The organism is Paenibacillus sp. GCM10027630 (assembly GCF_042676305.1).
GTDB lineage: Bacteria > Bacillota > Bacilli > Paenibacillales > NBRC-103111 > Paenibacillus_S.
Map to the genome: position 1 here is coordinate 88912 of NZ_JBHTGY010000098.1, position 22997 is coordinate 111908.

23 protein-coding genes and 1 other RNA gene are annotated in these 22997 nt (G+C 45.1%); 1 reads left to right on the plus strand and 23 read right to left on the minus strand.

Translation table 11 applies throughout. The annotated features are described in order from the left end of the window. Window positions 1-65 precede the first annotated feature (65 nt). From thiI to ACFQ0C_RS38035, 7 genes are all read right to left on the minus strand, one after another. Window positions 66-1268: a tRNA uracil 4-sulfurtransferase ThiI gene (gene thiI, locus ACFQ0C_RS38005; protein WP_379375012.1), complete on the minus strand. Its 1203-nt coding sequence runs from the start codon at window positions 1266-1268 to the stop codon at window positions 66-68. Window positions 1269-1271: 3 nt separating this feature from the next. After that, on the minus strand, window positions 1272-2441 hold the full coding sequence (locus ACFQ0C_RS38010; RefSeq protein WP_379375014.1) for a cysteine desulfurase family protein: 1170 nt from the start codon (window positions 2439-2441) through the stop codon (window positions 1272-1274). Between the two features lie 81 nt (window positions 2442-2522). After that, a complete protein-coding gene (locus ACFQ0C_RS38015) occupies window positions 2523-3224 on the minus strand; it encodes a lytic transglycosylase domain-containing protein (protein WP_379375016.1) in 702 nt (233 codons plus the stop codon). A 132-nt stretch (window positions 3225-3356) separates the two neighbouring features. Beyond that, window positions 3357-3767 (minus strand): hypothetical protein, encoded by a 411-nt coding sequence (locus ACFQ0C_RS38020; protein ID WP_379375018.1) that lies wholly within the window; start codon window positions 3765-3767, stop codon window positions 3357-3359. Window positions 3768-3790: 23 nt separating this feature from the next. Beyond that, window positions 3791-3994: a DUF1540 domain-containing protein gene (locus ACFQ0C_RS38025; protein ID WP_258216549.1), complete on the minus strand. Its 204-nt coding sequence runs from the start codon at window positions 3992-3994 to the stop codon at window positions 3791-3793. 46 nt (window positions 3995-4040) lie between these two features. Then, window positions 4041-5177: a glycoside hydrolase family 15 protein gene (locus ACFQ0C_RS38030; RefSeq protein ID WP_379375020.1), complete on the minus strand. Its 1137-nt coding sequence runs from the start codon at window positions 5175-5177 to the stop codon at window positions 4041-4043. A 104-nt stretch (window positions 5178-5281) separates the two neighbouring features. Continuing rightward, window positions 5282-5782: a YpuI family protein gene (locus ACFQ0C_RS38035; protein WP_258216551.1), complete on the minus strand. Its 501-nt coding sequence runs from the start codon at window positions 5780-5782 to the stop codon at window positions 5282-5284. A 202-nt stretch (window positions 5783-5984) separates the two neighbouring features. Between ACFQ0C_RS38035 and ACFQ0C_RS38040 the strand changes: the two genes are divergently transcribed. Further along, on the plus strand, window positions 5985-7889 hold the full coding sequence (locus ACFQ0C_RS38040) for a S8 family peptidase (RefSeq protein ID WP_379375023.1): 1905 nt from the start codon (window positions 5985-5987) through the stop codon (window positions 7887-7889). A gap of 79 nt (window positions 7890-7968) precedes the next feature. Here the strand turns inward: ACFQ0C_RS38040 and rnpB are convergent. From rnpB to ACFQ0C_RS38120, 16 genes are all read right to left on the minus strand, one after another. Then, window positions 7969-8377: RNase P RNA component class A (gene rnpB, locus ACFQ0C_RS38045), an RNA gene on the minus strand. Between the two features lie 107 nt (window positions 8378-8484). Continuing rightward, window positions 8485-9600, minus strand: coding sequence for a Nif3-like dinuclear metal center hexameric protein (locus ACFQ0C_RS38050; RefSeq protein WP_379375025.1), 1116 nt, complete (start codon window positions 9598-9600; stop codon window positions 8485-8487). After that, window positions 9567-10337, minus strand: a complete 771-nt coding sequence (locus ACFQ0C_RS38055) for a tRNA (adenine(22)-N(1))-methyltransferase (protein ID WP_379375027.1) — start codon at window positions 10335-10337, stop codon at window positions 9567-9569. Before ACFQ0C_RS38055 ends, ACFQ0C_RS38050 begins: the two co-directional genes overlap by 34 nt. A 1-nt stretch (window position 10338) precedes the next feature. Beyond that, window positions 10339-11175: a hypothetical protein gene (locus ACFQ0C_RS38060; RefSeq protein ID WP_379375029.1), complete on the minus strand. Its 837-nt coding sequence runs from the start codon at window positions 11173-11175 to the stop codon at window positions 10339-10341. 137 nt (window positions 11176-11312) lie between these two features. Then, window positions 11313-12431, minus strand: a complete 1119-nt coding sequence (gene rpoD / locus ACFQ0C_RS38065) for an RNA polymerase sigma factor RpoD (RefSeq protein ID WP_171653640.1) — start codon at window positions 12429-12431, stop codon at window positions 11313-11315. A 48-nt stretch (window positions 12432-12479) separates the two neighbouring features. Beyond that, window positions 12480-14312, minus strand: a complete 1833-nt coding sequence (gene dnaG, locus ACFQ0C_RS38070; protein WP_379375031.1) for a DNA primase — start codon at window positions 14310-14312, stop codon at window positions 12480-12482. Window positions 14313-14358: 46 nt separating this feature from the next. After that, window positions 14359-14814, minus strand: a complete 456-nt coding sequence (locus ACFQ0C_RS38075) for a YaiI/YqxD family protein (RefSeq protein WP_258213020.1) — start codon at window positions 14812-14814, stop codon at window positions 14359-14361. A 146-nt stretch (window positions 14815-14960) separates the two neighbouring features. Then, a complete protein-coding gene (locus ACFQ0C_RS38080) occupies window positions 14961-15773 on the minus strand; it encodes a pyruvate, water dikinase regulatory protein (RefSeq protein WP_258213021.1) in 813 nt (270 codons plus the stop codon). A gap of 203 nt (window positions 15774-15976) precedes the next feature. Then, window positions 15977-16723: a DNA repair protein RecO gene (gene recO, locus ACFQ0C_RS38085; protein WP_379375034.1), complete on the minus strand. Its 747-nt coding sequence runs from the start codon at window positions 16721-16723 to the stop codon at window positions 15977-15979. A gap of 27 nt (window positions 16724-16750) precedes the next feature. Then, on the minus strand, window positions 16751-16885 hold the full coding sequence (locus tag ACFQ0C_RS38090; protein WP_379375036.1) for a YqzL family protein: 135 nt from the start codon (window positions 16883-16885) through the stop codon (window positions 16751-16753). A gap of 190 nt (window positions 16886-17075) precedes the next feature. Then, on the minus strand, window positions 17076-17984 hold the full coding sequence (gene era / locus ACFQ0C_RS38095; protein WP_258213024.1) for a GTPase Era: 909 nt from the start codon (window positions 17982-17984) through the stop codon (window positions 17076-17078). A 7-nt stretch (window positions 17985-17991) separates the two neighbouring features. Next, entirely contained in the window at window positions 17992-18399 is a 408-nt protein-coding gene (cdd, locus tag ACFQ0C_RS38100) for a cytidine deaminase (protein WP_258213025.1), read from the minus strand. A 13-nt stretch (window positions 18400-18412) separates the two neighbouring features. Next, window positions 18413-19114: a diacylglycerol kinase family protein gene (locus tag ACFQ0C_RS38105; RefSeq protein ID WP_258213026.1), complete on the minus strand. Its 702-nt coding sequence runs from the start codon at window positions 19112-19114 to the stop codon at window positions 18413-18415. After that, a complete protein-coding gene (ybeY, locus tag ACFQ0C_RS38110) occupies window positions 19111-19701 on the minus strand; it encodes an rRNA maturation RNase YbeY (RefSeq protein ID WP_379375039.1) in 591 nt (196 codons plus the stop codon). Before ybeY ends, ACFQ0C_RS38105 begins: the two co-directional genes overlap by 4 nt. A 5-nt stretch (window positions 19702-19706) precedes the next feature. Then, window positions 19707-21953, minus strand: coding sequence for an HD family phosphohydrolase (locus tag ACFQ0C_RS38115; protein WP_379375041.1), 2247 nt, complete (start codon window positions 21951-21953; stop codon window positions 19707-19709). Window positions 21954-21980: 27 nt separating this feature from the next. Next, complete coding sequence (locus ACFQ0C_RS38120; protein ID WP_379375375.1) at window positions 21981-22943, minus strand: PhoH family protein; 963 nt, start codon at window positions 22941-22943, stop codon at window positions 21981-21983. Window positions 22944-22997 lie beyond the last annotated feature (54 nt).

Below are 22997 nucleotides of genomic sequence, written 5' to 3' on the forward strand. Positions count from 1 at the left end.
TAAACCCCCACTTTTATCTTCTCATTAAGCTTTTCCGACTTAACAGAAGGTTATGAATTTTTATTCTAAAAGAATGAAGCGAATGATGATTTCCCCTCTGCTTGAATCCAAATCGTTTCCGTTTGTTTAACCGCTTCATCCAATTCCGTTTCAAGCCAGTCCATCTTTCTTTCAATGCTCTCAACAACACGCAGATTAGGATTCGTGCTTGGAGAAGGAGGCAGAAACAACGTACAGCAGTCCTCATGCGGCAGGATGGATATGGCAAATGTATCGATCTTCTCAGCAATCGTTATAATTTGCTGCTTTTCCATACAAATAAGCGGTTGAATAACCGGAAGCCCGATAGCCCGCCCAATGACATTCATGCTTCCAAGTGTTTGGCTCGCCACCTGTCCTAAGCTTTCACCGGTAACGATAGCGGAAGCACTATAATTATCAGCAAGCTTCTCAGTAATTCGAAACATGGCGCGGCGCAAGATGGTGATCAGCAAATTTTGATTGTAGGCTGAATGCACCTTGGTCTGCACACTCGTAAAGGGAACCAGGTGAAGCCTAATGTCCCCTGCATATTCAGTCAGCTTGCTAACGAGATCCTTCACCTTTTGCTGTGATTTCTCGCTGGTATAGGGATAGCTGTGAAAATGCACTGCATCAAGCTTAAGCCCTTGGCGAAGCGCCAGGAAGCCGGCAACCGGACTGTCGATGCCGCCTGACAGCATGAGCATCGCCTTCCCATTGGTTCCTAATGGGAAGCCTCCAGCCCCTTCAAAAACTTGAGAATAGATCAACGCTTGTTCTTCGCGAAGCTCGACCTTCAGCTCAACCTCTGGCTTGTTTACATCTACCTTCAACCCGGGAGTAGCATGAAGGACATAGCCTCCAACGAGCTTGTTCATCTCTTGAGAGTCATAAGGAAAGCTTTTATTAACCCTGCGAACGGTCACTTTGAACGTTGCCGGTACCGTACCAATTGCTTGCATAGCGACCAAGGCCGTCGCCTGAACCGCTTCCAGCTGTAACGAAGTCGTATATACTGGACTGAACGATCCTAGCCCAAGTACTTTCTCTAACCTCGCGGCAAGTAATGGGAAGGACTCTCCGTTCATGTGTATGTAAACTCTGCCGAACTCACGGTTAAAGGTTAGCCCGGGGAAGGGCTGCAGAACCCTTCTGACTTGGTCGTACACGGCTTTTTCAAACCTGTGACGGTTTTTACCTTTCAATACAAGTTCTCCTAATCGGAGAACAACCAAATCTGGTTTCATTCGTTACCTCCGTCTACGCTGCGATGTCGATGTTTGTTTCAATTGATCCACAACTTGTTTTAATATTCGGCAAAAATAATCCGCTTCCTCCAAGGTATGCTCAAGAGAATAGCTTATACGGATTCCGGCAGTTGCTCGGGCATCATCGTAGCCCATAGCTTTTAACACTCGGCTCGGCTTGGCAGCCCCCGAAGAACATGCAGACCCGGTGGATACATAAATGCCGTGCTGCTCCAAAGAATGAAGCAGTACTTCAGGCCTCAAGCCTGGAAACGAAAAGTTCATAATATACGGTGCCATATCCGAAGAATGAACGGACGCATTCAGAAGCAGCTCCGGGATTTCCTTAATCCCTGCAATAAAACGTTGACGCAGGTGCGCTGTATGTTCTTGAAACCGCCCCTGAAGGTTTGTAGCCATTCGTATCGCCTTGGCCATGCCGACGATTGCCGGAACGTTCTCCGTTCCTGAACGGACACCATTTTCCTGCCCGCCGCCCCACAGAAGGGGCTGCAGTTCCAGCCCCTGCCTGCAATACAGAAATCCGATCCCCTTCGGCCCGCGCACCTTATGTGCGGAGAAGGACATCAGATCGATCCTTTGCTCGGCAAGATTTAGAGGCAGCTTGCAGGCTGCTTGTACAGCATCTACATGAAACAAAGCCTTGGATTGAAGCCGCTTCAGCATGCCCGCGATCTGTTCGATAGGCTGAATACGGCCTGTTTCATTATTAACCGCCATAACGCTAATCAGAATCGTATCCTCCGCCAATGCTAGCTCCAATTCATCGAGCTTTACTGCGCCGGTAGCGTCCACCGGCAAGTAGGTGACCCGGTATCCCTGGCTCTCCAAAGCTTTAAAGGTATCATAAACAGAAGCATGTTCTACAGCTGTAGTAATAATATGATTCCCTCTATGACGAAACCGGTGAACGGTTCCCTGAATAGCCAGATTATTGCTTTCTGTCCCACCGGATGTAAATATAATTTCATCTGGACGGCACTGCATACATTTGGCAATGACAGCTCTTGATTGACTAACAAGCTGTTCGCCCTCAACACCCAACTTATGAAGGGAGGATGGGTTTCCAAAATGTTTCTTCATCACTTCGGCCATCGTATCCACTACTTCCTCATAGGGGGGTGTTGTAGCTGCGTAATCCAAATATAACATAACATTCTCCTCACAAAAACAAGACCCGGCTAAGCTCCATAGTTCAGAGGCTCATTGCAGGTCTTGTTTATTTAAATGTGCTTAAGCTTGGTATTCACGCTGAAGCCTCAAAACTTTACTTACATAATCCTGAGTTTCCTTCGGCAACAGATGCATCTTTTCCATTAATTCATTATCGTTAGTAATGCCCAAACGAGCCATTCTTCCAGAGCCTGCATTGTAAGCTGCTAATGCAACCCCTTCATTTCCCTTGTATCTCTGAAGTAAACTGGATAAATACTTCGTTCCACCGCGAACATTTTGTGTCGGATCGAACGGATTGGTAACACCCAGCCCTTGGCCTGTTTCATCCATCAGCTGCATCAGCCCCTTGGCTCCAGCCTTCGAAACCGCTTGAGAGTTAAAGGATGATTCCGCGTGGATAACGGCTTTCACAAGACTTGGCTCTACGCCATTGCGCCGGCTGGCATCCACAATAAGTGGATCGAGCTCGGATGCCCTCATGGATCTATTCAATTCACTGTTTAAACGATTAGGCGAGGAAAAAGAAAATGCCGTATTCATACTCAATGGCTTCAATGAGGCTTTCCCGATGGACTTCTGTAAAGTGTCGTCCAACGTTGATTTACCACCTGCAGCTTGTCCCAATATATTATTAAATAGGTCCGAAAAATCTGATTTGTTTGACTCACTGCCTGCGGATGATCCTCCAAGAATAGAATCCATCTTATTTAACATTTGCAGCTGCAGCAATTCCTTAATGGTTCTTGGATCAATGTTCATGGAATACAGACTCTCCCTGTTCACAGTTTCACCATTATTGTACACTGTTTTGGGTTTGTCAGCCAGTTTTTTTTAGCAGTGTTTTCCTGACATGGCAAAAAGCAAGCCCAAGGGCTTGCTTTTGCATGCAAATTAAGCATATAAGGGAACAAGAAGAAAATACCCTACTAATGAAATAAGTCCAAGAATAACCGACCATATGCCCAATGCGCGATTACCTTGAACATAGGTGATAACACCTGACAGCGCAGCAATAGATCCAAGCAGTGTCGGGAAAACAAACATGGACAAGATTCCAAGTACTAAAGCTGTATACCCGAGCCATTTGCCATGTGATTGCGTACGCCCATCCTCTGCTGCCGACAATTGAACAGGTCTTCTGTTTTCAATCGGAGCTTGCATAGGCTCAGCATAAGGCACGGCTAGCTCGGCAGCATATTCTTCTGTACTGTCAAGTCCTGTTTCTTTAGAAAGCTGCTCTTTTGAAAAATGATATGAATCCTTTGGATGCTCCCCTGGCTGTATGCGATTCTGTTCATTCATGGGTAAAGCCTCCCGCTACAAAGTTACTTCTTAAGTTTAAACGTATGACAGCATGTATTGCCTGCACTTGACGCCGCATCCTTATGGCCGTTAAAATCCTCTGCAAATTCTGAACCAAAATCAGCATTTGCGTGTTGATCCACATCAATTGCAATAGATGTGGCCGAACAGTTATTTCCCTTTGACCAATATTCGCAATTGGCTACACTACATTTTACGTCTGGCATCTTCATCACCCCTAACTTAATTTGCGCGGTAATGAAGCTCACTATGCTATCCGTTCAGCTGGGAATTAAGGACAAGGTACATGGCATGAGACCATAATAATGGCATTGCAGGAGTCCCCCATCTGTCTACCCATTGTTCGTAAGTGTGCAGCTCAGTCAGAGCATGAGGCACCTGCTCAGGCAGCCTTCCGAGCTCATCCGATTGATCGATAATCCACTGTAGTGCTTGTCCTGCCTCCATGTCCTTGCCCGCATGATGGCAAACCCAACCATACCATGCAGTTAACAGAATCCATTCTCCGCCCCCATAATACTCATCTGTACTATAACGTCGAATGCCTCCGTGAGTCGTTTTTAAGTCAGCTTCGATTTTTGCGATAGTTGCAGCCATGATTGGATGGTCGGGAGCAAATACACGAAATGGCTCACATAACCATAGCAGACTTGCATCTACCCCATCGTAACTAAGATCGTAACGGTCATTGTCTGAGGTGGGCCGTATACTTTTAACAAAATGACCAGCTTCCAGATGTACCGCGTGATCAAGTATAAAACGACGAATATCCGCGCAAATCCCATCAAGCTCAGCATCCCCGGTAAAGTTCCGAATAGCCGACAGACCTCCATGGATACACGCAAGAGTAGAAGGATGAAGCTGATCATTTCGTTCTTCCCAGCAATCAAAATTAGGCTGTCTCCAAAAAGCGCATAAATACCGCACCGTTAATTCAACACTTTGCTGATAACGCTCAGGTATAACAGTTAGCCCCAATCTTGTGCAGTGCTCCGCCAACCCCCACAACCATGCTCCATAGCCATCCAGCTGAAAATGACCCCATTCTGAATGATCATCATCACGGCCGTCCAAATGATATCTTGTATTTAGAAATTCATGCTGCTCTATCGATTCACCACGCTCATGTTTTTGCAGAAGATAGTCCACATGCCCTTGTTGTCGGGATAAAACTTGATTCACCCATTGATAATAAAGCTCCGCACTTTCAGTTTCTCCCGCTACATCCATAGCATAAGCAATAAAGCTGCCGTCACGAAGCCAACTGAACGTATAATGGCTAAATAATGGACTCGCTGCGTAACCTCCGCTTGGATGCTGGTTCAACCTGATGATTTGCTTGCTTGTCAATGCCAATTGCCGACTTGTAAAAGAGCAGTTCCCCTTCATCCGCAGCCCCCTAGATTTTTCATAGAAAACTTCCGTCGCAAGCTCCATTTAAACAAAAAGAGATGCCGCAAAGCATCTCTTTTTTGCCAATAACTTATAGGGAATTACACACGCTCGCCCTGCATACGCTTTTGCGTAATGTAGTCTGTTTCATAATAAGCAAGCTCTTCACGAAGATTTTCAAAAATTTTGGAAAGCTCAATAGTCAAATCACGTGCTTCGCGCACCGGCTTTTTACGAAAACGAATGGCATCTTGACCTGTGTAAGCATAACGGCCATCTTCTGAATAACACTCGTTCTTCGGATAGAAGAAGTTGTTAACGCAACTATGATATACCTCGTACAATACCTTTTCCGCATATTCCACATTAAAAGTCGGACGACGAAGGCTAACACCAAGCTTTTCATATGCAACCTCAGAGAAAACCAGAAGGTGTCTCGTATCGGACAAATAACCTTTGTAGAAATCCTCCATTGCAGCATCAACTTCAGAATTAAGCTGTTGCAATGAATGCTCGTTCAAAAACTTTTCCATTTTCACAATTGCTTCGTTTAGTTTAATTTTAGTCGTTTCACATACATTTTTCACATTAAACACTGCCATGTCTAAGGACCTCCTATAATCAACAACGCCTATTTTTATGGAAATACAAATCTCTTACCATCCTACCACAAAACGCCGCTAAAAGTAATACGCAATATATAACGAAAAGATTCGTTGAAAATTTACAAATTCTGATTTTATAAAAAAAAAGGGCGCGGGGACCCTAACATTATTCATTTTTTAAAGTAGAGGAGCTTGCTCAATGTGGAAATATGTTTTAACCTTTGTTTTCGTTATTGCTTTAGGCACACTTCTGTTCCCCCGAGGCGGGAATGAACCGCAATATGAAGGTTTATCCTTATCACCCACAGCTGAAATGCAAATGAAGCACGCCACACTTAAACAAGACATGCTGCTGACCGCCGATTTATGCCGGAGCCAATGCAGTCTGGAGCTCCAAAGAATGCTGCTGCAAAAAAATGGGGAGTCTGCCGCTGAAAAGCTGAAAGGCTTGCAGGAGCTGCAAAAAGAGCATCCTCATATGGAGCAGCTAATCTGGGTAACTCCCGAGCAGCCTGTAGATCATGGAATCAGTGTAGGAGGGCTTAACGATGAAACCCGCGCTATAGCCGTTCCTGAATTGAGAAAAGCGAAGGCAGCCACCGACCGCGGAAGCAGTTATCAATCCCCTGCTCTATCTAGTAACGGAGAAACCTATTTTGTACTTGGGGTTCCATCGACTCAAGCTGGCTCCGGACTTCTTGGTGTTGTTAAGCAAAGTATAGTCAAACATGTTGAAGATCACCAATTAAAAAATTTGCGTATCGTTACCTACCCTAATGAAGGCAAATATAAAGTCGAGTCCGTAGACTCGAGAACTTTGGAGGATGTAAAAGTCGATCACCCCGAGCAAAACGAAGGCACAAGCCACTATACGGTCAATCAGGTCGTTGTGCGCTTTAAAAAAGAGCCTACGCCAGCTGAGCTTGCCCAGATCCAGTCGGAAATCAGAACGACACGACCGCATCATAAGCTTGGGTATACTTATGTTTTTGAGTCCGAGCATATGGAAGCCAAACAACTGATGAATTATTTTCAAAAATGGAATGTCGAATACGCAGAGCCGCATTTTTTATATTTAACTAATACAACCGTGCCTTCAGGTTCTGCAGAGTCACCTGTAACACCTGTTCAAGATACTTCAGCCATCACACCCAATGATTCATTGTACCGCCGTTATCAATGGAATTTGCCGCTAATCGAAACCGAATTAGGGTGGGATATAAGCAAGGGCTCAAAGGACGTTATCGTTGCTGTAGTTGATACCGGGGTTGATATGAATCATCCGGACTTAAAAAATCAGCTCATAGAAGGAATCAACGTTGTAAACACGGGAGCTCTTCCGCTGGATGATGTCGGACATGGGACTCACGTAGCCGGTGTTATCGGTGCAATCGTCAATAATAACCTGGGCGTTGCCGGGATGAGCTGGTATAACAGGGTGATGCCGATAAAGGTGCTGGATCAAACCGGCGCGGGAAGCACATACGCCGTAGCGCAAGGAATTATATGGGCAACAGATCACGGGGCCAAAGTAATCAACATGAGCTTGGGTAACTATGCAGATGCCAATTTCCTGCATGATGCTATCCGCTATGCTTATGATCATGATGTAGTATTGATTGCTGCCAGCGGCAACGATAATACAGATCGCCCCGGTTTTCCGGCAGCTTATCCTGAGGTGTTCGCAGTAGCCGCTGCAGACGCAAATAAAAACAAAGCCTCATTTTCCAATTATGGCGATTATATTGATGTTGCAGCGCCAGGTGTAAGTATTGCTAGCACCTACCCTAATAATCAGTATGCAGCTTTGTCAGGCACTTCTATGGCCAGTCCACATGTCACTGCCTTAGCGGCTTTAATCCGTTCTGTCAATCCGGCGCTGAAAAACCAAGAAGTGATGCAAATCATGCGCGACACCGCTCAGGATGTTGGCCCAAAAGGAAAAGACAATTATTTCGGCTACGGATTGATTGATGTGGCGGCCGCTTTAAAAAGCGCCAAGGGAGTGACTGAAACAACAAAAGCTCATGAAAACGTCAGTCTGGATAATCCCTCTTGGACCCAGAGGTTTTTGGATTTATTTCATGACAAATATTCAAAATAAGCAGCAAGGTCAAACAGCTTAATTAATAACACATCCGCGCAGCAAAAAAACCGCCTTTGAGGGGCGGTTTTTCATTGGTTAGGAAAGCTTGCGCATAAGCCGGGTTCTGTACTTCCAGTGGTCGTAACGGGTACCACCCTCCCACCATTGAAGCGACAATCATCTATCTAGGCCAAACGTTGCCGTTTGGCTCCAGCGACCAACCCGAACGCGTCCCGGGCAGAGACTGTCTCCAAGGAGACGTGCGTTCCATTAGGTCTTGCACCAAATGGGGTTTACCAGGACATATGTCACCATATCTCCTCGTGGTCTCTTACACCACGGTTCCACCCTTACCTGTGCGTGAGTTTAACCCCACGCCATCGGCGGTCCATTTCTGTGGCACTAGCCTTCAGCTCGCGCTGACTGGACGTTATCCAGCATCATTGCCCTGTGGAGCCCGGACTTTCCTCTCGTGATTTCTCACCAGCGATTGTCTGTCAAGCTTTCCTGAGTGCATTTGCTAGTATACAGCGAAACGGAATAAAAAACAACTGTAATACGTATGCCATTACTCCCAATTTTATAAAATAGCCTTTATCGAGACCTCTCAATCTCATGCAAAACGGAACGGCTCCGTGTCAATTTGGGATGCAAATACCGGAGTAGTCGATTTTTTTTGAAGCAGCTTGCTATTCAAATAATCGGCAACACCCTGCTTCATAATTTTTTCAACATTATGCCCCGGGTCAATCAACGCGATTCCAGCCGCGGCTGCATCCTGCGCCGTATGATAGTCGATGTCGCCTGTAATCAATACATCTGCTCCTGCAAACAAAGCATGGCGCACATATCGGCTTCCTGATCCGCCCAGAACAGCTACCTTGCGTATCGAATACTGGGGGTCCCCCACTACCCTCAACGCAGGCACGCTGTAAGCGGTCTTCACTTGCTCGCATAACTGTTCCAGAGTAACAGGCGCAGGAAGCTTCCCAACCCTTCCTAGACCAAAAGAACGGCCTTTAAGATCAAGTTGGTACAAGTCGTAGGCAACTTCCTCGTAAGGATGTGCCTTAAGCATGGCTTGAACTACTCTTTTTTCGACACTTTGAGGCACGATCGTCTCCAATCGTATCTCTTGAACCTTCTCCAGCTTGCCCTGCTGTCCAATAAAGGGCTCACTGCCCTCCTCAGGGACAAATGTTCCCGTCCCTTCGTTATTGAAGCTGCAGTGGCTGTACTTCCCGATCCAGCCTGCACCTGCTTGAAACAGCGCCTCGCGAACACGCTCTACGTGGTCTACCGGTACAAACACGACCAGCTTTTTAAGCTTATCCGTATGTACATCCTCCAAAGGCGATAAGCCGGTTAATCCTAATGCCTGTGCCATCATATCGTTGACACCGCCCTCCGCCACATCGAGATTGGTATGGGCGATATATACGGCAATATCATGTTTAATCAGCTTTTCGTAGAGCCTCCCTGCAGGGGAGTCTGTTTGAAGATGAGCCAGAGGTCTATAAATAATAGCATGATGGGCAATGATCAAATTAGCACCTAACCGGATAGCTTCGTCAATGACTTCATCATTTACATCCAGCGCGACCAGCACGCCGCTTATTTCCTTATGCAGACTTCCTAGCTGCAAGCCAATTTTATCATCAGGTACCGCGTAATGTTTAGGAGCCAGCTCCTCCATTAGTTGAATGATGCTTTGTCCTTTTGCAAGCAAGCCCAAACCTCCTTGATTTGCTTTATTTCCGATTCAATTAATTGCTCTTTACTGCGCGATTCCTGTTGGGAAGAACGGGCCAATTGACCACGAATCATTTCGAGCTTATCAAGCTCAAGCTTCCATTTATGGAACCAAACGGCTGAAGGCTCTTGAAGAAAATAAGGTCCAAGCTTCAGCTGCAGCTCCTCATTTGCAATAATCCCTACACCAAGTATCCGGCTCTCATACAGCTGGCCATTAGTCATTTCGGTAAGCTGAGCCGGTACAGCGGTTAATATCTCATATATTTTACCATCCTCTTCGAGGATTTGCTCTCTGATGAGAACCCAGCTATGCTCCAATAACCATGTGCGCACGAAGCTTTCGCCCACATTGGGCTGAAGGATCAGCATACTTACTCCTGCAAGCTTATCTTGACCCGCTTCCAAGATGGCAGCAATTAATGCACCACCCATGCCAGCTATGGTTATAACATCGACTTCTCCCGGTTGAATTACAGCCAGCCCATCCCCGAGCCTAACATCTATTATTGATCCCAACACTGCATCACGCACCTGCTTGGCAGCTGCCTGATACGGACCAAGATTAACTTCCCCTGCCACGGCCTTGCTAATCTTCCCCCGCTCAGCCAAATAAGAAGGCAGCAGCGCATGATCGGAGCCAATGTCCGCCATTCGGCTTCCTTCGGGAACTTGTTTAGCTATCATTTCGAGTCTTTTTGACAATCGCAACATGTTAAGCAACCCACTCTGTCCATTTTTTTCGTAAAACAAATAATAAACTGGCTTCGACTAGCAATTTACCTAAAAAAGCTATTTGTACCGCATCTTCACCATACTGTTCGGCATAAAGCATACCATACAACTCGGGCATAAACCAAACGATACAGCTAAGCATCAGGAACACTGTACCTATTTGTTTGCTTTTCTCATGAATCATCCAGCCGACCCATCCGAATAAAATACATAACGGCACCCAGCTTAACTCAAGCGTAAGCCAATTAATTGAATCGAGCTGGTAATGGAGCAGCCAGCCGTAACAAAACACAAGTACTACCCAGCCGCACAGCTGGAACAGCAGAAGCCGCGCCAGCAGTCCTGTCAATATCCATACAAGACTGCAGAATACCACATATCCAACCACTAGAACAGGTGCATGAACATTATGTAGCCTCATCAAGATGACGCCTATAAAAAGTAAAAATAAGGACGCCATTCCGAATAAGATTTGTGCGCGAACCGGCTCTTTTTTATTTTGCAGACTTCCTATGGTATAACAGCCAAATAAAAAGACGCATGCTATGCCCATTTGCATTGGTAATTCAAAAGCAGTAAAATTAAGAGCAGCAAAAGAAATAAGGGCAATAACGCCGAAGAAGACAATCCATATTTTCCAGTTACTGTTTTTTATAGACGCAGGGGATACACCGAGAAATCCACCTGAGGAGGAAGGCTTCTCCGCCGAATTCTCTAAATATATATTTAATAAAAAGTCACAGTAATGTTCCGGCAGCAGCTTACTTTTACGCCAGTGCTCAATTTCACGTATTAAAATTTTTCTTTTTTCGTCCATACTTTTCGAATCACCTCATCAACTTTGGCATCAGCTTCCATTTTGGTCCATCTTATCTTTTTATCGGTTGAGGTGAAACAAAAAATTAGACCTCACCGCAGTTGCGCAGCAAGGTCAATGGGTCTAATTTCACAGCTTTATTCAAGGAAATCTTTCAAACGTTTACTGCGGCTTGGATGTCTTAGCTTCCGAAGCGCCTTAGCTTCAATCTGGCGAATCCGCTCCCGGGTAACGCCGAATACTTTACCCACTTCCTCAAGCGTACGAGTACGACCATCGTCCAGGCCAAAACGAAGTCGAAGCACGTTCTCCTCGCGTTCGGTGAGTGTATCCAGCACATCCTCCAGTTGTTCCTTCAACAGCTCGTAAGCTGCGGCATCAGCAGGAGCCAACGCTTCCTGATCCTCGATAAAATCACCCAGATGGGAGTCATCTTCTTCCCCGATCGGTGTTTCCAAAGAAACCGGCTCTTGCGCAATTTTCATAATTTCGCGCACTTTGTCTGTGCTTAAGTCCATCTCTTTTGCAATTTCCTCAGGCGTCGGTTCGCGACCAAGCTCTTGAAGTAATTGACGAGACACTCTGATCAGCTTATTGATAGTTTCTACCATATGAACCGGAATACGGATCGTTCTGGCTTGGTCAGCAATAGCACGGGTTATCGCTTGGCGAATCCACCATGTCGCATAGGTACTGAACTTAAAGCCCTTATCATGGTCGAACTTTTCAACAGCTTTTATCAAGCCCATATTGCCTTCCTGGATCAAATCCAAAAACAGCATACCGCGGCCAACATAACGTTTGGCGATACTAACTACCAAGCGAAGATTGGCTTCAGCCAAACGGCGTTTTGCCTCTTCGTCACCCAATTCAATTCGTTTCGCCAGCCCCACTTCATCCTCTGCCGATAACAGCGGAACTCGGCCAATCTCCTTCAAATACATCCGAACCGGATCATTAATTTTAATTCCCGGAGGAAGCGACAGATCGTCGTCAAAATTAAAATCATCATGCTCCTGATCGCTAGGTCTATGCTCGTTATCTTCATCGGATTCATTGCCTACGTCGATGCCTACCTCTGAAAGCTGTTCAAAAAATTCGTCAATTTGTTCAGGATCCTGATCAAAAGGAGCCAGCTTCTCCATAATATCTTTGTAGGTTAAAGAAGAACGTTTTTTACCTTGCTCAATCAGTTGTTCCTTTACTTGATCTAACGTCAACTCGGTCTCTATCTCGGAACGTTGATCGTTCGCCATATGCCAACTCCCTCCTCCCTGGATACATCCTCTTATAGCTATAGCTGCTTAAGAGGATTTTAACTGCTTCTCCAGAGACATAATCTCATTACCTATTTGTCCAGCCAATGTCAAATCGCCTAAACTTGCGGCCTTAAGCATTTCTTCTCTTTTTAGCTCAATTAGCTGCTGTTGAGGATATTTCTTTATTTCCCGGATGTAATCATCAATAACTTGACCATTGACCCCATGAGAATTACCCATCATAGCAATCGAACTTGCCAAACCCTCGAGCTCTTTTTCTTGAAGCATGGCAATAAAACTGCTTGCATTCGGCTCATACCCCTGTGCAAAATAAGCGTATAAATAAGCAGCTAGCGCAGCGTGTGCATCCACATTGAATTGATCACCCAGCTGCCGCTCTACATATTTCGTAGTATCACGGTCAAACATCATGATAGCCAATAACTGACGCTCAGCATTATGATATGCTTTAAGCAAGGAAGGCGCACGTTCCCGCGGTCTCCCATCATTCATAACATTATTCCACGCTTTGTCTTTATTATCCCCGAATTTGTTGTTTTTTTCCGATTGAAGTCTGATTTCGTTCAGGTCCTGCAAAGCGGCTTCAAATGTTAGCCGAAATTCGGTCGACAATTCCCTCACATAGTGTTCTCTTTCAACGGGTGATGGAATGTCCGCAATAACTTTGAGAGCTTGCTGAATGTAGCGAAGCTTATCCCCATCCTCCTGCAGTTTAAAATTTTTGCGAAAGTGAATTAATTTATATTTGATCGACGGTACGGCAGCTTCAATCACATCCCGTACAAATCGTTCAGAACCGTTAGTTGTAATATACTCATCGGGATCCTGAGAATTTGGAAGTAGCGCAATCTTGACGAGGCATCCTGCTTTTTCCAAAATCGGGATGCTCTTGTAAGCCGCATTTTGTCCAGCAGAATCACCATCATAAGCAACTATTACTTGATCGGCCTGCTTACGGATCACTTCGGCATGCTCCTCAGTTAAAGCAGTACCCATAGTCGCTACACCATTTATTACCCCAGTTTCCCAAGCTTTAATAACATCCATATACCCTTCGAACAACACAATCTGCTGTTTCTTGCGTATTTGTGGCCGGGCCAGATGAATATTGTACAAGCTTCTGCTTTTATGAAAAAGCATTGACTCCGGACTATTCAAATACTTGGGCTGTGCATCCCCCATAGCTCTTCCGCCAAATGCGATAAGCCGTCCCTTCCAATCATGAATCGGAAAAATAATTCTGTCCCGAAACTTATCGAAGTAACCTTGTCCGTCCTGCCTGACAGAAAGCAGGCCGCCTTTTTCCATTAAAGGCAATGGAAATTGACGTCTTTCTAATAGCTGGGTTAAGGTATCCCAAGGGGCTGGGGCATAACCAATGCCAAAGGTTTCGATCAGCTTGTCGTTCAACCCGCGTGAGCGTAAATATTGCATAGCCTGTTTCCCTTGCTCGGTATTCTTCAGTATATACTGATATAGCTTACCGGTCAGTTCGTAGGCTTCATACAGCTTTGATTTATCCGGGTTTTGCTGTGAACGGCTATCTGCTGCAGGATCAATACCAATATCCAAATTAGCTTCTTGAGCCATTTGGCTAATGGCTTCTGCGAAAGAGTAGCCTTCCATGGCCATTATGAACTGAATCACGCCTCCACCAGCTCCGCAACCAAAGCAATGATAGATTTGCTTTTCAGGCGTTACAGTAAAGGACGGCGATTTCTCCGAATGAAAGGGACAAAGCCCCTTCATATAATGCCCCTGCTTGCTTAAATGGACGTAACGGCCAACCACATCGACAATATCATGATGCTTAAGGACCGCCTCAATAATTTCTTCAGGAATACGTCCGTTACTCATCCTATCCACCTTCAATCAAATTAACACGTAATAATATTCGCTATAGCTATGAATTATCCTGCAAGCGAAGTAAAACTTTTGTCAAAGTTTGTAGAAAAAACTGTCGATCCTCGTCGGTAAACGGTTTAGGTCCTTTGGAATGCTTGCCTCCGCGTCGCTGCTTTGCCTGTTCATGCCTGCGATCGAGTAAAAAATCAATGGTGCGATCATTGTAATTTTGGCCGCGATTGGATAGTGCTATCGCTTTCTTGCCAAGAGCAAGTGCGGCCAAGCCAAAGTCCTGTGTTATTAATACGTCGCCGGGAGCAATTCGATTCGCTATATACAAATCTGCTGACTGATCCGACCGATCCACTTGAATGATCTGGACTCCCTCCATTGGAGCAAGCCGATGATCATATGAAGCTACCATCATAACTTCAACCTTAAACTGTGCTGCAGCTTTAACGATTTCAGGCTTAACCGGACAAGCATCAGCATCGACCATAATTTTGAATGGCATCGTAAGTCCACCGGAATCCTTTTTAAGTACTAAAGTAATAACTGGTTTATAAAGACTGCTTATAAACGTACTTTTAAAACATGCACTAATATTATATACGATGAAGAAATAAAAAATCCTGCTGAGGTTATGTAAAAAAGCATCAGCTATCTTCCGTGATACCAATCGATGATTAAGCTAGCCGTTTCCTCCACAGCCTTGTTAGAAACATCAATGACTGTGCAGCCTATCCTTTTCATTATCTTATCTGCATATTCAAGCTCCAGATTAATTCTTTCAACATTGGCATACATCGCTGTCTGCGGCAACCCCAAAGTCTTTAGCCTTTCTGAACGAATCATATTCAGCTTCTCAGGAGTGATGCGAAGACCGATAACTTTCTTATTAGATACGGTAAACAGCTGCTCAGGCGGCTGAATTTCCGGAACAAGCGGAACGTTGGCCACTTTAAATTTCTTGTGTGCAAGGTACATGGATAGTGGTGTTTTCGACGTTCTTGACACTCCCACAAGTACGATATCGGCCTGCAGTACTCCCGTAAAATCTCTTCCATCGTCATATTTGACAGCGAACTCTACGGCTTCGACCTTCTTGAAATAATCTTCATCCAGAGGATGTATCATACCCGGCTGATGGCGGGATTCCTGCTGCAGCTTTTTTTCAAGCGAGCCCAGAATGGGTCCGAGCAAATCAATATACATAAGCTGATTCCGTATGGACTGCTCAACCAAATAATCCCTAAGCTCCGGAATGACAAGTGTAAAAACGATGATTCCATCCCGTTCCTTGGCAGTTTGAATCAATTTATCTATGCCCTCGTGATTTTCCAAAAACGGTACGACCCTTACATCAACCTGCTGCGGATAAAATTGAACCGCGGCTGCGCGTACAACAGACTCACCAGTCTCCCCTGCCGAATCAGAGGCTATGTATATGACCGGATTCTTCCTCTCTGCCATGAACTCACCTCTTTCTTGAATTGACCATCCCTCAAGGATAAGCGGCTGCCAGCGAAGCAAAGCCTAACAACTTCGCTCAAAAAAACATCTCGTCCCCAAGCCCGAGTTAGACTAAAGACGAGAGTCCATCTTTTATGTTAATAAAATATATTACCAAAGGTAAATAAAAATGTCAAAACAATTTTTCTAAGATGCTTTTAAATTTATATGCCATACTTGTCCATTTGATCCAAGAAATTTCTCGACTTTAGAACAAGACCTATATGAGTGTCAAAATAGCTCCTCATCAGCTTTTTGAGGCTCTCTTTGGTTTCCGGCTTCACATCTATTTGTCCAAGCCGTCGGATATCCATGCGGGCAAACAGCCGGATCAGTTTAAGAGTTCCAGCGGACAGCGGTAAAGCTTTGGGATCCTTGGTTCGGCATCTTTCGCATAAAATGCCTCCCATGCCGGCGCTAAATCGCATTTCTCCACTGCTGCTCCTGCAGGAAACACATTCATCAAGCTCCGGCTGATAACCTGACTGCATCCAAATCTTCATTTCATAAATGTGTACAATGATCTGCATATCCTTGTCGCTATCAAGTCCTTGGTAGGCGGCCAGCAATTGCTCATACAAAAAAACATTTGCTTCCTGGTCCCCAAGCATTCGGTCCGTTAGCTCCGCTATATAGGAGGCATAAGATGTTTTGTACAGCTCTTCTCTCAGGTGATGATTCGATTCAATAATATCCGCGTGATTTAACGTACCTAACTGACCGGATTTAAAAAACAAATAGTCGCCGCAGGTAAATAACTGGGCAACCGATGAGTAACGGCTCTTCACTTTTTTGGCGCCTCTAACAATAACGGCGACTTTACCTATCTCTCGAGTGAACAACGTAATAATCTTGTTATTCTCTCCGTAATCCATACTGCGGATGACGATTCCTTGCACTCGGTACTGCATCGTCAGTTTCCCCCAAGCCTAATAAAGCTATTGTAACAAATCTTCCTGATCGGTCTCCTCCTCTGCATCGTCATCAGAAGTCGGATCAGAAATTTCTTTATAAAGCAGGTAGGCATCCACATCACCGGTTATTGAAAAATACTTCCACGAAAAATCTCTCATGTGTATCAATCTCCTCTCCTACAAGCTTCTGAAGGAAGCTGCCTCGTAAGCAAAGACTTAAAGCTTAAGAAGTAAAGGGACTTCCGAACAAAGGCTTCTGCTTCAGCAAGACGGAATGATGCCTGTTGATAGAAATAGGATGATACTAAAGGCGTGAAAGTATCCTAAGCAATAACTGGCACTGCACTTATTAGTCGTTGCGGAAGCCGAGATCCTTCAATACCCGCTCTTGATTACGCCAATCCTTTTTCACTTTCACCCACAGCTCAAGGAACGTTTTAGAACCTAGAAGAGCTTCGATATCTTGGCGCGCTTTTTGCCCGACTTCTTTTAAGAGCGCTCCTTTTTTCCCTATAATAATGCCTTTTTGCGAGTCACGCTCGACAAAAATAACAGCGGAAATGTGGACGACGCCATTCGGTTCAACCTTCATATCCTCTATCGATACAGCGATGGAATGCGGAATTTCTTCGCGTGTCATATGAAGAATTTTTTCCCGGATCAGCTCGGCACACACAAATTGCTCTGGATGGTCGGTTATTTGATCAGCCGGATAATACTGCGGCCCTTCAGATAAATATTTCGTAACCTGCTCCAGCAACGTGTTAACATTGTTTCCTTTAATAGCAGAAATAGGCACAATTTCCGCAAAGTCATACAAATCCTTGTAGGCTGTAATTACTGGCAATATAGCTTCCGGCTGTACTTGGTCGATTTTATTCATAACCAAAATAACGGGAGTTTTTACTTTTTTCAAGTTCTCGATAATAAACCGGTCGCCACCACCCAGACCTTCTACCACATCAATCAGAAACAGAACCGCATCCACTTCACTCAAAGAGCTCTCTGCAATTTTCATCATGTGCTCGCCCAGCTTGGATTGAGGCTTATGAATACCCGGAGTATCCAGGAATACGATTTGAGAATCAGTCGTTGTGTAGACTCCATGAATTTTGTTGCGGGTTGTTTGTGGCTTGTCGGACATAATGGCGATTTTTTGCCCGATTACTTGATTCATTAATGTCGATTTTCCGACGTTAGGACGGCCGATAATGGCCACAAAGCCGGATTTAAATACTTTCTTAGCTGATGCTGTCATCTTTTAATTATCCTCCATTGAGATCATTGCTGGTGAAAGCCCCCGGCAGCAGCTCGGCAACAGTCGTTTCCGTTATGTCTCCATTAATATTTGCCATATAAACTGGCATATTCGGCGCACATAGCTCAATCAATACTTGACGGCATACTCCGCAAGGTGTGATCGGCTGTGATGTGTCGCCAATTACTGCGATTGCTTTGAACGATCGTGGCTGTGCCCCATCAGCAATAGCTGAAAATAGAGCCGTACGTTCGGCGCAGTTGGTAGGTCCATAAGCGGCATTCTCCACATTGCAGCCCATATAGACGGTACCATTACTCCCCAGAAGCGCACTGCCTACTTTAAATTGCGAATAAGGAACATATGCCCTCTCCCTTGCTTCTTTAGCAAAAGAAATAAGTTGTTGCCGCTCCATCCTCATCGCCCCTTTACACATTCATTAGATAATAGGCTAAAACCGTTATAAAACAGCCGATCAAAGCCCCCAGCACAAGCGCTGGCATCGATCGACTGCGCTTGTCGTATAGCACCAGCATGACCATAAAAGCTAATAAATAAGCCAATAAAGCTATTAAAGTAATAGTAACATAGCTAGCAATAAACGTCGAAATCGCAAAAGCAACAGCGGCCAGCAGACTTGGCCGCACATGATTGCCTTTCGAGGAAAACCGCGTTTCTACCACAATAACGGTAAGCATAACCAAGCTCAATAATACCCAGACCATTCCTGCGGAAAAGGAATGCCCTTCAGCAGAACGGACATTTATAAACAGCCTGTCGATAGGGTCGTAAAATACAATCATCCCGACTATCGCGGCAAAAGCCGCAGACACCAGTACGGAGGCTGCGGCGACATCCTTGGCTATTTTGGCCAGCGGATGGAGATCCGGCATGGCTAGGTCTACAGCCTTTTCAACAGCCGTATTAATTAATTCAGTAACAATCATTAATGTAACTGCTAGTAAAATAAATAAAATTTCCAGCTTCGGCAAGCCTAAATATAAAGCCAACAATAATACAACAAAAGCGGCAAAAAAATGGAACTTCATGTTGCGCTGCGTAGATAAGGCGTACTTCACTCCTTCATATGCGAACCGGAAGCTTCTGTGCCACTTCACCTGCTGTCTCATCTTAGCAGACCTGCCTGCTGTAAAATTTGCTCCTGCTTGGCAAACATCTCTTTTTCCGATTCCTCGTCCTGATGATCGTATCCGATCAAATGGAGAAAACCATGAACGAACAGAAAGCCTAGCTCCCGCTCCACTGAATGTCCGTAATCTTCACTTTGGGCAATTGCTCGAGGCACTGAGATGATGATGTCACCGAGAGGCTCCTCAAACATCGCTTCTTCGTCCTCATCGAGCTCGTCGCTATCCTCCTCAAGCTCCCCGTCAGCTTCGCCTGATTTGTCCAGCTTCTCCGCATCGCTCAGGTCATCATTTTGCACGAAATCATCCTCATCGAAGATAATCTCCAGCTCATCATCACCAACCTCTTGCATCGCAAAAGAAAGCACATCCGTAGGCTTATCTATTCCCCGATATTCCTTGTTCAGGCGGTGAATTTCGGCATCATCGACAAAGGTTAACGCTACTTCGCCTTCATCCACCTGCTCCGCTTCACCTGCAAGCCGCAGAAGCAGCTCCAGCTTAGCTACAAATTCCGGAGAGATCTCAAATTCATTTTGTTCACTATTCCATTCCAAGCGTAGGCTCATGAGGTTTAACTCCTTTTTGTCTGCTTTGGGGCGTCTGATTGCGCCGGCAGATCGTTAGGGTATTCGATTCTAGAATGAAAAATACCGAGTAATGTTTCATTCAATGTTTTGGCGATTTGATCCAGCTCTTTAATGGTTAAATCGCATTCGTTAAATTGTCCATCATCCAATCGGCCTTTGCTGATTCTCCGCACCATGGTATCAATCTGCTCCAACGTAGGGCTTCTCAGTGACCTCACTGCCGCTTCAACACAATCGGCAATCCCGACAATAGCTGCTTCCTTAGACTGCGCCTTAGGACCCGGATATCGGAAATCCGCTTCCTCCACCGGCTTTGTTTGTCCCTCGGCCTCGGCAATTTTCTTAGCTTTATGGTAAAAAAATTGCAGCAGCGTCGTGCCATGATGCTGCTCTGCAATATCACGGATCGGCTTAGGAATCTGGTACTCCTTCAGCATCTCAACACCATCGCGGGCATGAGCAACAATGATTGATTTGCTTAATTCGGGATCCATTTTATCATGCGGGTTTTCGATATTCGTTTGATTTTCGATAAAATAAACGGGACGTTTGGTCTTCCCAATGTCGTGATAATAAGCACCCACTCTGCATAGCAGCCCGTTGGCTCCAATCGCTTCTGCAGCGGCCTCCGCCAAATTGCCAACCATTATACTATGATGGTAGGTGCCTGGCGTTTCTGTCAGCAGCTTGCGCAGCAGAGGGTGATTCGGATTGGACAGCTCCACCAATTTCAACGGAGATAAGATTCCGAATGCAACCTCAAAGAAGGGTAGAAGTCCGATAACAAAAACAGCTGTCAGCAATCCGCTCCCAATTGTGAAGGATAGAGCGACCAAAGCGTTCTTGCTTGTTTCATGGCCTTCAATAAGCAGCAGTGAGGCAACAAGAACCATCCCAAGTAAAGAGACGATCATCCCGGCCTTTAAAATTGAAGACCTTTGACTGGCTCGTTGAATCGAGAAGATCGCCGCAAATGAGGTTACCAGCGTCAGCAATGCATATCGAAAGTCAAATGGTTGTAAATGGTCCGTATTAAAAATAATGCTCGACATGACAGCAAAAAGAACGGTGGCAACAAAAGCCATACTCGAATCCAGTAAAATGGTTATCAGCATAGCCCCCATTGCCGAAGGCGCTAAAAATCCAATATACGGATAATCTAAATTTTGTACAAGTGAAAACAGCTTCATCCCGAATAATGTAATCAGTAGTATGAAAACCAGCATCAACAGCTGCGCATTATTATTTTTGATCGATTGGGAGCTTTGCCGTATAAACATGAATATAACAAGGCTGAACATCGACACCAGCATCACTAATCCAATTTTGGGCCAGTTGCTCGACTCATCTTTCAGCATTTCCAGACTGCTTAAACGCAGATACATCTCGTCGGTTATCTGATCGCCCTTCTTCACCAACACTTCATTCTTGTTAATGAAAATCGGCTTCACATTATCGCGTGCATGGCCTTTCGCCTCATCGGTTCCCTTTTGATCAAAAAACTTATTCGGCGTAATTGCAGTTCTCACAAGCTCCTGCACAATTTCTCTCGCCGTGCTTTTGCTTAAGGTCGAGCTGTTCACCAGCTCCGCTACCTTGGCCCTTACCGTTTGAGCATCCAGAATTTGATCGCTCATCAAGCGGTTTACAATATCCTTGGCAACCGGCTCCATAGCGATTAAATCTTCCTTCAATAGGCGTGGCAATTTATAAAATGTTTCTTCCGGTATCCGATATTGCTGCTCAATAATCTTCTTCTTCATTTCTTCAAGCATAACTTCGTTATATTGACCGCTTCCGGTATACATTTTCACTTGTTTGTCGGTATGAAGCTCTATGATGTTAGGTATGACCGTTTTATAAATATTGACCTTATCGCCAAGTGTCACTTCAGCATCAGCGTTGATTTGCTGCAGCTTTTCGAAAATCGACTCTACGAGCACATCATTTTTCAACGATACGATTTTGTATACGGGCTGGACGCGCTGAGCCGCATCCTCTTTCGCTTGTTCCGTTGCAATTGCATTTTCTATCGCACGTGGAGCTATAATATCCTTCTCTGCATGCGATCCTTTTTGGATATCATAGGTTTGAGGAATGATCTTGTTTGTAAGCGCCAAATAAAACACCGCTGTAAGCAGTAAAAACAGAAGAAAGCGCACAAGTGCGCTATATTTCCAACCGGATAGCCGGTATTGAAATTTCCCTTGAATCGAAGCCTGGTTTTTCATAATCGAAAGGTCATCCCTTTCTCCGCGCTACTTTTCTTGTTCATTATGATAAGCAACGATGATTTTTTGAACCAAGGAGTGTCTGACAACGTCTGCATCGGAAAACTCAATAAATCCTATCTCTTCAATGCCTAATAAAATACGTCTGGCTTCAACAAGTCCCGAATTTTTGCCGCGAGGCAAGTCAATTTGCGTTACATCTCCGGTAATAACCATCTTGGAGCCAAAACCGAGGCGAGTTAGAAACATCTTCATTTGTTCTGGGGTCGTGTTCTGAGCTTCATCTAATATAATAAAGGAATCGTCCAAAGTTCTCCCCCGCATATAGGCAAGCGGAGCGATTTCGATCAATCCCCGTTCCAATGATTTGACCACCTGTTCGGGTCCCAGCACATCGTTAAGAGCATCATACAATGGACGTAAGTAAGGGTCAACCTTTTCCTGTAAATCTCCAGGCAGAAAGCCCAGACTCTCTCCAGCTTCAACAGCAGGCCGTGTCAGAACGATACGTTTGACCTTCCCTTCCTTAAGCGCTGCAACCGCAAGCACGACTGCAAGGTAGGTTTTACCTGTACCGGCAGGACCGATCCCGAATACAATATCGAGCTTCTTGATCGTTGAGACATATTGCTTTTGACCGATTGTTTTAACACGAATAGGCTTGCCCTTGTGAGTAACGGCGATATCGCCCTTGAATAAATCCAGCAGTTGATCCGCTTTCATTTGCTTGGCTAGCTCCAACGCATACTTTACGTCCCGCTCGCTTAGAATATAATTGTTGCGCACCAGCTCCAGAAGCACCTCAAAAAGCTGCTTAAGGGATTGCAATTCTCCCGGTTCGCCTTGGATAACGATCTCTTCCTCACGCGATTGAATCCTGGCAGTGGTGTGCTGCTCAATCAAATGCAGGAACTTGTCCTGAGGTCCAAACAAAGACAGTGCCTCGGACGTATTTTTTAAAGCTACTTTCACAAAGCTGGCATTATCAATCAACAGGCCTCTTCTCCTTCGAGTTTGCTTTGGCAAGACTTCCATCGTAATTTC

Coding starts and splice junctions, on each gene's coding strand:
- thiI (WP_379375012.1), bottom strand. CDS start 1,268: ATGAAACCAGATTTGGTTGTTCTCCGATTAGGAGAACTTGTATTGAAA.
- ACFQ0C_RS38010 (WP_379375014.1), bottom strand. CDS start 2,441: ATGTTATATTTGGATTACGCAGCTACAACACCCCCCTATGAGGAAGTA.
- ACFQ0C_RS38015 (WP_379375016.1), bottom strand. CDS start 3,224: ATGAACATTGATCCAAGAACCATTAAGGAATTGCTGCAGCTGCAAATG.
- ACFQ0C_RS38020 (WP_379375018.1), bottom strand. CDS start 3,767: ATGAATGAACAGAATCGCATACAGCCAGGGGAGCATCCAAAGGATTCA.
- ACFQ0C_RS38025 (WP_258216549.1), bottom strand. CDS start 3,994: ATGCCAGACGTAAAATGTAGTGTAGCCAATTGCGAATATTGGTCAAAG.
- ACFQ0C_RS38030 (WP_379375020.1), bottom strand. CDS start 5,177: ATGAAGGGGAACTGCTCTTTTACAAGTCGGCAATTGGCATTGACAAGC.
- ACFQ0C_RS38035 (WP_258216551.1), bottom strand. CDS start 5,782: ATGGCAGTGTTTAATGTGAAAAATGTATGTGAAACGACTAAAATTAAA.
- ACFQ0C_RS38040 (WP_379375023.1), top strand. CDS start 5,985: ATGTGGAAATATGTTTTAACCTTTGTTTTCGTTATTGCTTTAGGCACA.
- ACFQ0C_RS38055 (WP_379375027.1), bottom strand. CDS start 10,337: ATGTTGCGATTGTCAAAAAGACTCGAAATGATAGCTAAACAAGTTCCC.
- ACFQ0C_RS38060 (WP_379375029.1), bottom strand. CDS start 11,175: ATGGACGAAAAAAGAAAAATTTTAATACGTGAAATTGAGCACTGGCGT.
- rpoD (WP_171653640.1), bottom strand. CDS start 12,431: ATGGCGAACGATCAACGTTCCGAGATAGAGACCGAGTTGACGTTAGAT.
- dnaG (WP_379375031.1), bottom strand. CDS start 14,312: ATGAGTAACGGACGTATTCCTGAAGAAATTATTGAGGCGGTCCTTAAG.
- ACFQ0C_RS38075 (WP_258213020.1), bottom strand. CDS start 14,814: ATGCCATTCAAAATTATGGTCGATGCTGATGCTTGTCCGGTTAAGCCT.
- ACFQ0C_RS38080 (WP_258213021.1), bottom strand. CDS start 15,773: ATGGCAGAGAGGAAGAATCCGGTCATATACATAGCCTCTGATTCGGCA.
- recO (WP_379375034.1), bottom strand. CDS start 16,723: ATGCAGTACCGAGTGCAAGGAATCGTCATCCGCAGTATGGATTACGGA.
- ACFQ0C_RS38090 (WP_379375036.1), bottom strand. CDS start 16,885: ATGAGAGATTTTTCGTGGAAGTATTTTTCAATAACCGGTGATGTGGAT.
- era (WP_258213024.1), bottom strand. CDS start 17,984: ATGACAGCATCAGCTAAGAAAGTATTTAAATCCGGCTTTGTGGCCATT.
- cdd (WP_258213025.1), bottom strand. CDS start 18,399: ATGGAGCGGCAACAACTTATTTCTTTTGCTAAAGAAGCAAGGGAGAGG.
- ACFQ0C_RS38105 (WP_258213026.1), bottom strand. CDS start 19,114: ATGAGACAGCAGGTGAAGTGGCACAGAAGCTTCCGGTTCGCATATGAA.
- ybeY (WP_379375039.1), bottom strand. CDS start 19,701: ATGAGCCTACGCTTGGAATGGAATAGTGAACAAAATGAATTTGAGATC.
- ACFQ0C_RS38115 (WP_379375041.1), bottom strand. CDS start 21,953: ATGAAAAACCAGGCTTCGATTCAAGGGAAATTTCAATACCGGCTATCC.